This window comes from Parazoarcus communis SWub3 = DSM 12120 (assembly GCF_003226565.1).
GTDB classification, from domain to species: Bacteria; Pseudomonadota; Gammaproteobacteria; order Burkholderiales; family Rhodocyclaceae; genus Parazoarcus; species Parazoarcus communis.
On record NZ_QKOE01000006.1, the window covers coordinates 1 to 13,085 of the forward strand.

Here is a 13,085-nt window from a genome sequence, read left to right on the forward strand (position 1 = left end):
CCTGCGGGCGTACGCAAGGCGCAGTCGAGCTTGGCCTTGGCCACATCGATGCCCAGATGAAACGTATGCATGTGAAGTCCTCCGCTGATCTACCTTGTCAATGCGGGCTACCGGCATGCCGGGCCAAGGGCGGGGTGACAACCCCGCCAACACAGGCTCCGGTTGCCCTGAAGCTCGCGAACGTGCCAACATTCCGGGCGCCGAAGAACCTTCACGAAGCGACGTGCTCCCAACCGTACAGGCCCCTGCATGCAGCCAGCTGTGCAAGTCCTGCTCATTGAAACGGTAAGCGCCCGGAGTCCCGATGACAGAAGACCAGTTGAAAAAGTGCCGCAACATCATCCACAGCCACGCAGCCGCAGCCGCTGCCGGCAATGCGGTACCGGTGCCGGGCCTGGGCTTCGCCACCGACATGGTGACGATGAGCTCGATGGCGATGAGCCTGTGTGGCGTGTTCGGCGGCAGCATTACCCAGGAAGCGGCAAAAGCGATGGCGATCGCCTCGATGAAGAACAGCATGCTGCAACAACCGGTCAAGACCGTCGCCAAGGAGCTGTCGAAGTTCGTGCCGGGGCTGGGGCTGTTGGTTGCACCGGGGCTTTCGGTCGTGATGCTGGAGGCTGCGGGCTGGATTCTGGCGCGGGAACTGGAGGCGCGCACCACGGGCAAAGCCGACTGACAAATCGTGCTGCGTAAAATAATCAAAAATAAAGCTATCGTTATTGCCGGGCTTCCCCCATACTGCACGTCAGCGATATTCAAGTCGTGTAGTTTGTTTGTAGGCGTATCCGATTTTTCGGTCGTATTCCCCCAAGTCATACCTCGCCGTCTTGATACTCGCCCCATTCAGGGGGCTTTCCCCATTTTCAGGAGATTCAAGACATGGCAGCAGGTACAGTTAAATGGTTCAACGACGCCAAGGGCTTCGGCTTCATCACCCCGGAAGCAGGTGGCGATGACCTTTTCGCGCACTTTTCCGCAATCCAGGGCCAGGGCTTCAAGAGCCTCGCCGAAGGCCAGCGCGTCAGCTTTGACGTGACCAATGGCCCCAAGGGCCTGCAAGCGTCGAACATTCGCGCCGAGTAAGTTGTAGTTCGACCTCGCGCCTCCGGCGCAGGTCATCTCAAGGCCCGACCCCTGTCGGGCCTTTTGCTTTTGGGCTTCGCAAGCGCCCGCCTTGCGCTCAAAAGCCGCGTGGCAGCATTCGTCCTCACTGAGAAGCTTCAGAAAGCACGACGCACCGCCCGCACTTTTCCCGCGTGCCGTCCGTGCACGCCCGATCATCCCTGTCGACCAAGGAAAACCCCGTGTCCCAGCTCATCCAGCGAACTGAACTCAAGACCTTCTACTACACTCCGGTCCATTGTCCATTCTGCGGCGTGCGCGTCATGGGTGCCGACCCCGACGACGAAACCCGCATCACCGCCTGCCCGCACACGCTGTTCATCGCCCACGATACCGCTTTCGAATACCGCTCGGCGCGCCTTGACCACAACCTGAAGCTCACCGGACTGTCTGAGCGGGAGATCGAGGCAAAGTGGCTTGGGGATGAACGGGGCATCGACGGCTTTACCGACATGGTCAGCGTCACCGATGCGATCAAGGTCGCTGCCTACGAACCGGCACCCTCGGCCTACGGTTCCTACTATGGTTTTGCGCCGGTCGAATGACCCGCCGAGGGTACGCGGGGCGGCCAGGCAGGACAAGCCCGCCCGGCCTGTACTCGCCCTGACTGGGCACGTTCTGCACCTTGGTCTGGGGCGGATGCACGCTATGCTGCCGGTCTTCCACCCCAGCTGAACCTGTTCTTCCCGGCATGCTTGGCAACGTACATGGCGGTATCTGCGTTCACCAGCAATGAACGGGTATCTTCGCCATGGGCGGGATACGCCACTGCGCCAACACTGGCCGAGATGCAGACTTCGCTTTCATCCAGCAGGAAAGGCCGCGCCAGCGCCTGGATGATCTTGCGACCGACGGCCTCGCAATCCTGGGTTCTGGCCAGCGCCGCGAGCACGATGCCAAACTCGTCGCCCCCCAGTCGAGCCACGGTGTCCTCCGCCCGAACGCAGCCCTCCAGCCGACGGGCCACCTGCTGCAACAGGGCATCGCCCGCGGCGTGGCCACGGCTGTCGTTGACCGCCTTGAAGCCATCCAGGTCGATATACAACACTGCGGCCAGGTCACCGTGCCGGCGGGCGGATTCCAGCACCCGGTCAAGACGGTCGAGAAACATCACGCGATTGGGCAGACCGGTCAGTCCGTCATGCAGGGCGGCGTGCGACAGCCGTGCCTCCAGCGCCTTGCGCGCGGTAATGTCCTGCGCCACCGCCACCAGGAACTCCGCCTTGCCATCCGCATCCGTCACCACACTGAGTGCCTCGCAGACCCATAGCGTACTGCCGTCCTTGCGCCGGTAGGTTTTTTCGATCTCCGGCGCGGCCAGTGGCGAGTGTTCCGCCAGGCGGCTGGCGAGAAACTGCCGGATCTCGTCCTGGCTGTCCGCATCGCTCAGTTCAAATACGCTACGCTCGCGCAATTCGTCGCCGTCATAACCCAGCATCTGGCAGTACTTTTCATTCGCCCCCAGGATGCGTCCATCCGGTGCGATATGGGCAATCCCCATCGCGGCCTGGTGAAAGGTTGCACGGAACACTGCCTCGCTGGCGCGCAAGGCATCTGCGGCCGTACGCTGACGGGCCAGTACCAGCATCAGCAGACTGGCAAACAACACCAGGACGGCGGTCGCGCTACCCGCCATCACCAGGTAGGATCCGCGCCGTTGGGAGACCAGCGCCAGTTCTTCGGCATACGCCGTACCGACAACCACCATCAACGGATAGCCTGCCATCCGGCGATAGCTGATGATGCGCTCGACGCCGTCCTCCAGACTGCGATGGTCGATGAGCTCTCCTTCCGGCGATGTCGGTTGCAGCCGGAACCACGCCAGACTGCGCGCGTCCATGCCAAAGCTGTCTGCGCCACCAAGCTTGCGTGCGCGCACCGCACCATCGAGCCCGGTGAGCTCCAGCAAGCCCTGCCCACCGAGGTCGGCATGGCGGTCAAACGCGGTGAAGTTGGCCGGATCCACCGACATCACCACCACGCCGCCAAAACCGCCGTCCGGGCGCGATATGCGCAACGACATCGGGATCTGCCAGCGTCCGGAAACACGGCCCAGTACCGGGCGGCTGACGAACAGGACATCCTCCCCGGCCGTCCGGTGCGCCTGGAAGAACTCGCGATCGGTGTAATTCACCCGGCCCGTCGGCTGACTGCTGCTGACGATCTGGCCGGTTTCATCCACCACACTGACGATGGTGAACATCGATTCGCGGATCGTCTGTCGTTCGACCCAGCGCCACAGATCAATGTCCGGCCCTTTCTGCAGATACTGCTCACGGACGAAGGCAGCAACCTGCTCGGCAGCCTTCAGCGTGCGGAATACCTGTTGCTCGTAGGCAATCGCCAGGTGGGTGTTGGACTTCATCGCCGCAGCGATGGACTGCTCACGCTCGAACACGACGCGTTGCAGCGTCACCAACCAGAGTCCGGCCACACCCAGCCCGCACAACAGGGCAATGAACAGGTTCAACGGGATTCCGGTACGCTTGCGCAAGACACTACTCTCTGGAAAACAATATTGCCGGCTCGGCCGATCCACGAAAATCCAGCGGCTCTGCCATCCCCCCCGCCCGGGCCCTGGCCCGCGCCTGAGCATGGTTCAGGTCCGCGGCAAAAAACCGTACCGGCTTGCCCAACGCACGTGCCGCCAGCATCTCGTCACGGGCAATGTCTCCCCCACCAATACCGACCATCGCCCGGCTGACCGCCACAATCGCAGCAGACGTGGGTGACAGCACACCAGTGTCGGCCAATCGGCCACCCCAGCTTCCATCCGGCACGTAAAACACATGGTCAACGCAGGGCGACAAGGCGACGCGCTCGTCACGGGCCAGCGTAGACACGATGCCCAAGGTGGAGAAGCCGCGGCGTTTGGCAAGCTGATAGACCGCACCAATGCCCTCCGCAGTAGCGCCGATGTTGATCAGCGTTGCTTCGGGGGCTTCTGCCGCAAGGATGACCTCGGCCTGTTGCAGCATGGCAGCAGCGTCTTCGTAACCCGCGCCGGAATAACCGACAAAAGTCAGCACGGAGCGCCCGCTGTCGCGGACGAAAGCCTGGATGGTCGCCAGATCGGCCTCACGCACATCCCGAGGCCCGTCACACGCCTGCGACTCAAGCGGCAGCACACTCAGGCCGGAGAACAGCAGTACAGGCCACACACCCTGCCTGCGAGGAAAACACATCTCGAGTGGAAACGGCATACCGGAACGCCCTCTCTCGATGGCCGGCGCAGTGCGCGACCGGCAATGGTGCTGATGATACCCCGCAGGCACTGCAGCATTGGCATTTTTTGGGACCGGCTCCGCCCTCTGAAGCTGGCGGCACGACACCATGCAACATGCGAGGGATCAGTCCTGCCCTGCCTCCCATTGATCTGCCAGATCGATCACCGCACGGATCGCGGCACGCGCCTGCGGGCTGTTCTTCCAGCAACTGGAGCCGACCAGCTCGGATGCCCGGGTCACGATGTCCATCGTGCTGGCCCCTCGAAGATGGACGATCGACTCGTAGCCCATCTGCTCCAGCCGGGCAATCACGGTGGGGCCGACGCCCTTGAGGCGCATCAGCGCCATGCGCTCTTCGATCGGAAATGGCATGGGGGACTCCTGCGGTGACCGACGCCAACGTGCTGCATCCAGAAGGGCATGATACATGACGATGGCACGGCATGCCGAACCGGTGATTCAGCGGGAGGGTGCCTTGCCTCGACGCCACAACACCCAGGAGTAGACCGCCACATTGACCACCACGACGGTACCCGCCAATGCAAGCTGCAGCTCACGTGTCAATCCGTCGGGATAGATGACGGGTAGTAGATAGTGCTCGATGAAACTGCCCTCGTAGCCCGCCTGACCGGCCCGAGCACGTAGCGTGTTTTCCAGCGGCGTCAGCGGACACAAGCCGCCGCTGAGCTCGATGTGGATGCCCCAGGCCGCGGCTGGCAGGTGGGCGAAGGCCACGCGCGGCCAGCGCAAGACCGGCAAGCCACCTGCCAGTACGAACAGGATGAAGGCAAGGTGAAGCACCAGCACCGCATCGGCGGCAAGGCGATAGGTCATGCAGGCCCTCCAGAAACGCAAAACCCGGCACGTAACCGGGTTCTGCACAGCGACCAGCCGGAGCCGTCACCCTGGCCGGGGTCAGGCGACGATGGTCTGCGCCTCACCGTCCTTGCGACTGTCGATGGTGCCGATGCGATACACCGTCTCACCCGCGGCGCTCAGCTGGGCCGCAACCGCGTCAGCGACGTCGGCGGCAACCACCACGACCATGCCGATGCCGCAGTTGAACACTCGGTACATTTCCTGTGCATCGACATTGCCAGCCTGCTGCAGCCACTGGAACAAGGGCGGCAAGGTCCAGCTGCTGGCCTCGATGCGGGCAGTCAGCTCGTCGCGCAGGATGCGCGGCACGTTTTCGGTGATGCCGCCACCGGTGATGTGAGCCATACCCTTGACCACGCCCGGCATGGACTGCATCAGCGCAAGCAGCGGCTTGACATAGATACGGGTCGGCTCCATGACGACGTCGCGCAGCGGACGGCCGTGGAAATCGGCGTCAAGGTCGGGCTGGGCAAGCTCAATGATCTTGCGCACCAGCGAATAGCCATTGGAATGCGCACCGCTGGAAGCCAGCCCCAGCACGACGTCGCCCGGCACGATCTTGCTGCCGTCGATGATGTCGGCCTTTTCCACCGCACCCACGGCAAAACCGGCCAGATCGTACTCACCGTCGGGGTACATGCTGGGCATTTCGGCAGTTTCGCCACCGATCAGCGCACAACCCGCAAGCTCGCAGCCTTGCGCAATCCCCTTGACCACATCAGCGGCGGTATCGACATCAAGCTTGCCGCAGGCAAAGTAATCGAGGAAAAACAGTGGCTCGGCACCCTGCACCAGAATGTCGTTGACGCTCATTGCCACCAGATCCTGCCCAACCGTGTCATGCTTGTTCAGGTGGAAGGCCAGCTTGAGCTTGGTACCGACGCCATCGGTGCCGGACACCAGCACCGGCTCCTTGAACTTTTTCGACAGCTCGAACAGGGCGCCGAAACCGCCGATGCCACCCAGCACTTCGGGGCGCATGGTGCGCTTGGCGAAGGGTTTGATGCGGTCGACCAGGGCGTCGCCGGCCTCGATGTCGACACCGGCGTCACGATAGGAAAGGGAGGGTTTCTGGGCGCTCAAGGTCGTTCCTCTGGCAGTACTGAATGCGGTTTCCAGCCGCCTGGCATTGCATTGCGCTTGAGGCGGCAACACCAAGTGGCTACATTTACGGGTTTCACGGACAACGTTTGTCCGCAACAGGCTCGCGATTTTACTTGAAATGAACGCTTCCCGCGCCGACCGTCTGCAAACAGCTGCCTGGGCCGGTGTCGCATTGGCGCTGATCGGCCTGTTCTGGCTGCTTTCGCCCATCCTGACGCCTTTTGTGGTCGCTGCGGTGTTCGCCTATATCTGCGACCCGGCCGTCAATTGGCTGGTGGCGCGCCGCCTGCCGCGCGCAGCAGCGGTGCTGCTGGTGATCTCGAGCATGGGTCTGATCCTGATCACCCTCATTCTGGTGCTGCTGCCCATGCTGTACCGCGAGGCCATGACGCTGGCGCGCCGCCTGCCCGACCTGGTCGAACTGTTCAACCATAGCGTCAGCCCCCTGCTGGCTGCCCGGCTGGGTGTCGAGTTCCAGCTCGAGGCCAGCCAGTTCCGCGACTGGATGAGCCAACACTGGGACAGCGCCCAGGACGTGGTTCCCATCCTGCTCGGCCATCTCAAGACCGGTGGGCTCGCCTTCATGGGTTTTCTGGCCAATTTGTTCCTGATTCCGGTGGTGATGTTCTACCTGCTGCAGGAATGGCCGCGCCTGATCAAGAGCTTGCAGATGGCCGTACCCCGGCCATGGCTGGAACGCACGACAAAGACGCTGGGCGAAGTCGATCAGGTCCTGTCCGAGTTCCTGCGCGGACAATTGTCGGTCATGCTGCTGCTGGCGGTGTTCTACGCAATCGGCCTGTCGATTGCAGGACTCAATTTCGCCCTGCCGGTCGGGGTCATCACCGGTCTGCTGGTGTTCATCCCCTACGTTGGCTTCGGCGGCGGCCTGCTGCTGGCCGTTCTGGCTGCGTTGCTGCAGGGTGACGGCATGACGCCGCTGATCGGCGTGGCAGTGGTCTATGGGCTGGGTCAGTTGATCGAGAGCTTCCTGCTGACGCCGTACCTGGTGGGCGAGCGCATCGGCCTGCACCCGCTGGCAGTCATCTTTGCACTGATGGCCTTCGGCCAACTCTTCGGTTTTGTCGGCGTGCTGGTGGCACTGCCGGTCAGTGCCGCCCTGCTGGTCGGCCTGCGCCAGGTCAGTAGCGCCTGGTTTTCCAGCAAACTTTACCTGGGCGAACAAGGGTCGTCGAAATGATGAAACAACTGACCCTGGACATCCGCGCCGACGCGCCGCCCACGCTGGACAACTTTGTCGCTGGCGGCAATGCCGAACTGGTCGCCAGCCTGTCGCTGCTTGCGACCGACCGTCGCGCCCTGCCCGCCCCTCATCTTTACCTGTGGGGCGAGAGTGGCAATGGCCGCAGCCACCTGCTGCAAGCCACCACGGCCCGGGCCGAAGCCGGTGGGCGCCCTGCGCACTATCTGAACGCTGCGTCGATTCAGGACACGCTGCCCGAAACCGAAGCAGCACTGCTGGCCATAGACGATGCCGATCAGCTGTCGCCGGCCGCCCAGATCGCCGTGTTCAATGCCTTCAACCGCGCTCGCCTCAACGGCCAGTCACTGCTGCTCGCGGGCCCGGTCGCACCCCTGGGGCTGAGCTTGCGCGAGGATCTGCGTACCCGCATCGGCCAGTGCCTGATCTACGAAGTGCAGGCCCTGGACGACGATTCGCGCGCGGCCATCCTCGCCACCCTGGCCGAGCGCCGCGGCCTGCGTCTGGCCGACGAGGTACGCGACTTTCTGTTGCGCCACGGCCGCCGAGACCTGCCCAGCCTGCTGGCCGCGTTCGACGCACTCGATGCCGCGTCGCTCGAACAGAAGCGGCCCATCACCCTGCCGCTGCTGCGCGAGATGATGCAGCGCGGACTGGCGATCTGAACATCGCCCCTCCCCACCACTCAACCCTTACTGCCTGGATAGACCGAACCCGCATGGATCTCGTCCTTTTTGACCTCGACAACACGCTGCTGGCCGGCGACTCCGACTTTGCCTGGGCCCAGTTCCTGATCAGCAAAGGCGTGCTCGACCGCGAAGTGCAGGAAGCGAAGAACATTGCCTTCTACGAGCAGTACAAGGCAGGCACCCTGGATATCTTCGAATTCCTCGATTTCCAGCTTGCCCCGCTGGCCCGTCACAGCCGTGCCGAACTCGACGCCTGGCATCGTGAATTCCTGCAGGACAGCATCCGGCCAATGATCACTGCCCAGGCCCGGGCACTGGTCAATCAGCATCTCGAGCGCGGCGCCATCGTCGCAGTCGTCACCGCCACCAACAGTTTCGTGACCGGCCCGATCGTGCGCGAATTCGGCATTCCGCACCTGATCGCCACCATCCCCGCGCAGCAGGATGGCGCCTTTACCGGAAAGCCACGCGGCACACCGGCGTTCAAGGGCGGCAAGATCGAGCGTGTGGAAGCCTGGCTGGAATCACTCGGGTTGTATTTCGGCAGTTTCGAACAGAGCTGGTTCTATAGCGACTCGCATAACGACCTGCCGCTGATGCAGAAGGTCGATAAGCCCGTCGCGGTCGATCCCGACGATACCTTGCGCGCACACGCCGTAAAGCGCGGCTGGCCGGTCATCTCACTACGCTGAGCGCGGCACCGGGCGGCCGGCCTTCAGCGTGGCATGCGGTCACGCAGCACCGCGACCGCCTCTGGATAGCCGCCCTCGGCCGCACGCATCAGCCAGCGCTGGGCGGCAGCCTCATCCATGGGCCGGCCCGCACCCGTACGCAGCATGACCGACAAGGCATACTGTGCCTCGGCATCGCCGCCTTGTGCGGCGGACTCGAACAGATCGGCGGCCTGAGCCAGATCGCGCCTCACGCCACGGCCTGCTTCCAGCATCCACGCCAGCCGGGTACGGGCGCGCAGGTTGCCCGCATCCGACAAGCGCCGGTAAGCCTCCACTGCCTCGGCCGAGCGGCCAGCGGATTCATCGGCTCGCGCCCGCAGATAGGGATCGGCGTCGGCCCCGCTCGCCAACGCCTGCAACTGCCGCGCGGCATCGTGGTCGCCCGCGGCCGCTGCGGCTTCGAACCACTGCGCCGCCCGAGTACGATCAGCCGCAACCACCCTGCCCTCCAGATAAAGCAGACCCAGCCGGTACTGTGCCTTCGAAGACCCGCCGCGGGCACCGCGCTCATAACGCTGCAGTGCCTCGCCGATGTCCTGTGCCTCGCCCAGCCCGTCCTCGGCCAGGATGCCCAGATTGAACCAGGACTCGGCCACCCCCTGTGCCGCCAGCGCCTGCCAGATGCGGCGCGCGTCGTCGTAATTGGCCATCTTGAACTCGGCATAGGCCTTGTACAGCGCAATACTGGGCTGATTGACAAGGTCGGTCAGTTCGTTGTCATCGAGCGCACTGGCTGCACCTGGCAAAGCCGCACACAAAGCCAGCGCAAGGTGCCATCTGCGCAACGAAAATCGTGATCTCTTGTGGTTCATGTTGTGTCTCCTGTTGGCTTATATCGATGCAGACGAATGGCAACTCCGCGCATCGGTTATGATTGCGGGCTTGACTGATACGAAAAACTGAAGATTCGATGATCCGAAAGCTGCTGCGCAAGGTTTTCACCCGCGCTGCCACCCCCGTCCAAACCGAACCCGCCCTGATTCCGGTCGAGCAGCACGGCATTCGCCGCGAACAACTCTCACCTGCAGCACGCAAGGTCTGTGCCGTCCTTCAGGAAGGCGGCCACAAGGCTTACGTCGTCGGTGGCGCAGTACGCGACCTGCTGATCGGTCACCCCCCCAAGGACTACGACGTCGCCACCAGTGCCACGCCAGAGCAGGTACGCGCACTGTTCCGCCGCTCGCGCATCATCGGCCGCCGGTTCAAGATCGTCCATGTGATGAGCGGCCCGGAGACGATCGAGGTCTCCACCTTCCGCGCCAGCCAGGACGCCGAAACCGACGAGCACGGCCGGGTGCTGCACGACAACGTCTACGGCTCGCAGGCCGAAGACGCCACCCGTCGCGACTTTACCGTCAACGCGCTGTACTACGACCCGACTCAGGAAGTCATCGTCGACTACCACCACGGTGTCGCCGACCTGAAGCAGAAAACCCTGCGCATGATCGGCGACCCGCGCACCCGCTACCGCGAAGATCCGGTACGCATGCTGCGTGCAGTGCGCCTGGGTGCAAAGCTGGGCCTGTCGATCGACCCCGCGGCACGTACGCCCATCCGCGAGATGGCAGTGCTGCTGGAAAACGTACCCGCCGCACGCCTGTTTGACGAGATGCTCAAGCTGCTGTTCTCCGGCTACGCAGTCAAATGCCTCACCCAGTTGCGCGAAGAAGGCCTGCATCACGGCTTGCTGCCGTTGCTGGACGTGATCCTGGAGCAACCGATGGGCGAGCGCTTCGTCTGGTTGTCGCTGGAGAACACCGACGAGCGCGTGCGTCAGGACAAGTCGGTCTCGCCCGGTTTCCTGTTTGCCACCCTGCTGTGGCACGAAGTGCTGAAAAACTGGGAAGCACGCAAGGCCAAGGGCGAGTACCCGCAACCCGCGCTGTTCGAAGCCATGGACGAAGTGCTCGACAGCCAGGCGCGCAAGCTTGCCATCACCCGCCGCATTGCCGGCGACATCAAGGACATCTGGGCACTGCAGCCGCGCTTCGACAAGCGGGTCGGCAAGACCCCGTATCGCCTGATCGAACAGCCCCGCTACCGTGCGGGCTGGGACTTCCTGCGCCTGCGGGCGCAGTCGGGCGAGATTTCGATGGACATTCCCGACTGGTGGGACCGTTTCGCCCACGCTGGCCACGAACAACGCGATGCCCTGCTGCGCGACGCCCCGACCAGCAGCGAGGCAGCGCCCGCCGCCAAGAAGCGCAGGCGCAAGCGCCGCAAGCCGGCAGGCACCAATACCGAGGCCAGCATCGCCACCTCTGACGCCAACGCAGAATGAGCGCCGCAGTACGCGCCTATGTCGCCTTCGGGGCCAATCTGGGTGAGCCGCTGACGGCATTCGCCCAGGCACGCGCAGCACTCGACGCCCTGCCCGCCACCCAGGTGGCCGGTTGTTCGTCCTGCTATCGTACCGCCCCCGTCGGCGTCGGCGACGATCAACCCGATTACATCAACGCCGTCATCGCCATCGACACCGCGCTGCCGCCTCAGGACCTGCTTGCAGCCCTGCTGGCCATCGAGCATGCGGGTGGCCGCACGCGCGACTACCATCAGGCACCGCGCACCATGGATCTGGACCTGTTGCTTTACGGTGATGCCTGTATCGATACGCCCGGACTCATCGTCCCCCATCCGCGGATGCACCTGCGCGCCTTCGTGCTGCACCCGCTGCTGGAGCTTGCCCCCGAGCTGACGATTCCCGGCATCGGGCCCGCCCATGCCTTGCTGCCAGCCATGACCGACCAAGCCATCGCACGCCTCTGACCCGGTCTTCTGATTCCATTCACCGACGCCTTCCTTCCTGACCTTTCAGGAGCCCTTCATGCCCGCCTGGCTCAGCGCCCCGATCGCCACCTTCCAGAGCATCCCGATCTGGCTGCAAACTGCGGTATTGCTGACCGCCTCCAACATCTTCATGACCTTCGCCTGGTACGGCCACCTGAAGAACATGCAGTCAAAGGCATGGTATGTGGCTGCGCTGGTCAGTTGGGGGATTGCCCTGTTCGAGTACCTGCTGCAGGTGCCTGCCAACCGCATCGGCGCCACCGAGCTGAACCTGGCCCAGTTGAAGATCATGCAGGAGGTGATCACCCTGCTGGTATTCATCCCCTTCGTCGTGCTCTACATGAAACAACCGCTGAAGCTGGACTACCTGTGGGCGGGCTTGTGCATGGTGGGGGCGGTGTATTTCATCTTCCGCAGCTGAGCCGCTCAGGGCCACGACGCCCTGACCTGTCAAAACCGTGCAACGGCATGCCCCGGTATCCCCCGGACGACAGCGACCAAGTCAAAGGGTATGGAGAATAGCCTGGATTTCCATAATACGTTCAACATCAGGCCACAGCGTCTGCAAAGGCCCGACACGGACCTCTGCCACCGACGGCTGGCAAGGACCGGCCAGCACGGCAGTGGCTCCCCAGGCATGCATGGCAAGAACGAGGGTGGCAACAGCGGCTTTCATCCAGATCTTCATTTCGGTACTCCTTGAGCAAGCGCCCCACGCCAGGGGGCATGGAGAGGATTGAAACAAGGCGATGTAAGCCGGATTTATCCGCAGGCACGGAGAGTTGCATCGCCATGTCTCACGGACGGTGCTGGATACGCCAGCGTACAAAATGCCGCGTTGGCGCAACATGCGGACACCCCCTCGGCAACTGGAAATCACGCCGAATGCGGCCGGAGGAGAAACCGGCGTGAGCCGCTTTGAGGGTCAATAATCGAGCAGGGTCTGGCAGCTTTCTTCGCGCCCGGTCATCCGGCTGAATCGCGCCAGGCGCTCGCGCACGAAGTCGTCGGGAACGCGTGCATCCGCGCAGTAGTCACGCAGGGTCATCGCATAGGCCAGGTTCTGCATGTCGGCGACGGTTTTGGCAATCGCCGGAAAGCGGTAGCCGGTGGTGTCCCGCCAGGCGCGGTCCGCCCCAGCCTCAGCAGCAGGCGCCGCGGCGGGCGCGTCCTGCGCCTGTGCGGGCAAGGTGGCGAACAGCGACAGGATGACGAGGATCAGGACACGCATTGGACCGGACAAGACACAATTTGGCTATATTGTGGTCTTGATTACGGCTGCTTGCGCCAAGAACTTGAGTTGCCGTCATACGGCAAG

General features: G+C 63.3%; 17 protein-coding genes. 9 read left to right on the top strand and 8 right to left on the bottom strand.

Translation table 11 applies throughout. From position 1 onward, the window contains the following. Window positions 1–304 precede the first annotated feature (304 nt). The 3 genes from DNK49_RS10070 (at window position 305) to DNK49_RS10080 (ending at window position 1,670) form a co-directional block, all read left to right on the top strand. Window positions 305–679 carry a hypothetical protein gene (locus DNK49_RS10070; protein ID WP_110524232.1) on the top strand — a complete coding sequence of 125 codons (375 nt, stop codon included), beginning with the start codon at window positions 305–307 and terminating at the stop codon, window positions 677–679. Window positions 680–882: 203 nt separating this feature from the next. Further along, the gene (locus DNK49_RS10075) at window positions 883–1,086 is read left to right on the top strand and encodes a cold-shock protein (protein WP_110524233.1); all 204 of its coding nucleotides are present in this window, start codon (window positions 883–885) and stop codon (window positions 1,084–1,086) included. A 221-nt stretch (window positions 1,087–1,307) separates the two neighbouring features. Then, the gene (locus tag DNK49_RS10080) at window positions 1,308–1,670 is read left to right on the top strand and encodes a baculoviral IAP repeat-containing protein (protein ID WP_110524234.1); all 363 of its coding nucleotides are present in this window, start codon (window positions 1,308–1,310) and stop codon (window positions 1,668–1,670) included. Window positions 1,671–1,771: 101 nt separating this feature from the next. Here DNK49_RS10080 and DNK49_RS10085 read toward each other — a convergent pair whose 3' ends face one another. The 5 genes from DNK49_RS10085 to purM all read right to left on the bottom strand — a co-directional run bounded on the left by DNK49_RS10085 (window position 1,772) and on the right by purM (window position 6,314). After that, on the bottom strand, window positions 1,772–3,619 hold the full coding sequence (locus DNK49_RS10085; RefSeq protein WP_243632304.1) for a sensor domain-containing diguanylate cyclase: 1,848 nt from the start codon (window positions 3,617–3,619) through the stop codon (window positions 1,772–1,774). Between the two features lie 4 nt (window positions 3,620–3,623). Then, window positions 3,624–4,286 carry a hypothetical protein gene (locus DNK49_RS10090; protein WP_165843302.1) on the bottom strand — a complete coding sequence of 221 codons (663 nt, stop codon included), beginning with the start codon at window positions 4,284–4,286 and terminating at the stop codon, window positions 3,624–3,626. Between the two features lie 189 nt (window positions 4,287–4,475). Next, entirely contained in the window at window positions 4,476–4,724 is a 249-nt protein-coding gene (locus tag DNK49_RS10095) for a helix-hairpin-helix domain-containing protein (protein WP_110524237.1), read from the bottom strand. Window positions 4,725–4,811: 87 nt separating this feature from the next. Then, window positions 4,812–5,186 (bottom strand): DUF2784 domain-containing protein, encoded by a 375-nt coding sequence (locus DNK49_RS10100; RefSeq protein WP_110524238.1) that lies wholly within the window; start codon window positions 5,184–5,186, stop codon window positions 4,812–4,814. Window positions 5,187–5,267: 81 nt separating this feature from the next. Next, entirely contained in the window at window positions 5,268–6,314 is a 1,047-nt protein-coding gene (gene purM / locus DNK49_RS10105; protein WP_110524239.1) for a phosphoribosylformylglycinamidine cyclo-ligase, read from the bottom strand. 139 nt (window positions 6,315–6,453) lie between these two features. On the opposite strand from purM, the gene DNK49_RS10110 reads away from it, so the two are divergent. Genes DNK49_RS10110 through DNK49_RS10120 form a run of 3 tightly spaced genes read left to right on the top strand, consistent with a single transcriptional unit; the run spans window position 6,454 to window position 8,938 of the window. Beyond that, window positions 6,454–7,536: an AI-2E family transporter gene (locus tag DNK49_RS10110; RefSeq protein ID WP_110524240.1), complete on the top strand. Its 1,083-nt coding sequence runs from the start codon at window positions 6,454–6,456 to the stop codon at window positions 7,534–7,536. After that, the gene (gene hda / locus DNK49_RS10115) at window positions 7,536–8,222 is read left to right on the top strand and encodes a DnaA regulatory inactivator Hda (RefSeq protein WP_110524241.1); all 687 of its coding nucleotides are present in this window, start codon (window positions 7,536–7,538) and stop codon (window positions 8,220–8,222) included. The genes DNK49_RS10110 and hda overlap by 1 nt, the downstream gene beginning before the upstream one ends. A 53-nt stretch (window positions 8,223–8,275) precedes the next feature. Beyond that, the gene (locus DNK49_RS10120; RefSeq protein ID WP_110524242.1) at window positions 8,276–8,938 is read left to right on the top strand and encodes a histidinol-phosphatase; all 663 of its coding nucleotides are present in this window, start codon (window positions 8,276–8,278) and stop codon (window positions 8,936–8,938) included. A gap of 23 nt (window positions 8,939–8,961) precedes the next feature. Here DNK49_RS10120 and DNK49_RS10125 read toward each other — a convergent pair whose 3' ends face one another. Continuing rightward, window positions 8,962–9,792 carry a tetratricopeptide repeat protein gene (locus DNK49_RS10125; protein WP_110524243.1) on the bottom strand — a complete coding sequence of 277 codons (831 nt, stop codon included), beginning with the start codon at window positions 9,790–9,792 and terminating at the stop codon, window positions 8,962–8,964. A gap of 98 nt (window positions 9,793–9,890) precedes the next feature. On the opposite strand from DNK49_RS10125, the gene pcnB reads away from it, so the two are divergent. The 3 genes from pcnB to DNK49_RS10140 are packed head-to-tail and all read left to right on the top strand — an operon-like array spanning window position 9,891 to window position 12,188. After that, on the top strand, window positions 9,891–11,261 hold the full coding sequence (gene pcnB, locus DNK49_RS10130) for a polynucleotide adenylyltransferase PcnB (protein WP_110524244.1): 1,371 nt from the start codon (window positions 9,891–9,893) through the stop codon (window positions 11,259–11,261). Continuing rightward, complete coding sequence (folK, locus tag DNK49_RS10135; protein ID WP_110524245.1) at window positions 11,258–11,746, top strand: 2-amino-4-hydroxy-6-hydroxymethyldihydropteridine diphosphokinase; 489 nt, start codon at window positions 11,258–11,260, stop codon at window positions 11,744–11,746. Before pcnB ends, folK begins: the two co-directional genes overlap by 4 nt. A 58-nt stretch (window positions 11,747–11,804) precedes the next feature. Beyond that, window positions 11,805–12,188, top strand: coding sequence for a DMT family protein (locus DNK49_RS10140; RefSeq protein ID WP_110524246.1), 384 nt, complete (start codon window positions 11,805–11,807; stop codon window positions 12,186–12,188). A gap of 81 nt (window positions 12,189–12,269) precedes the next feature. Here DNK49_RS10140 and DNK49_RS10145 read toward each other — a convergent pair whose 3' ends face one another. Continuing rightward, a complete protein-coding gene (locus DNK49_RS10145) occupies window positions 12,270–12,455 on the bottom strand; it encodes a hypothetical protein (protein ID WP_110524247.1) in 186 nt (61 codons plus the stop codon). Window positions 12,456–12,692: 237 nt separating this feature from the next. After that, on the bottom strand, window positions 12,693–12,998 hold the full coding sequence (locus tag DNK49_RS10150; protein ID WP_110524248.1) for a hypothetical protein: 306 nt from the start codon (window positions 12,996–12,998) through the stop codon (window positions 12,693–12,695). Window positions 12,999–13,085 lie beyond the last annotated feature (87 nt).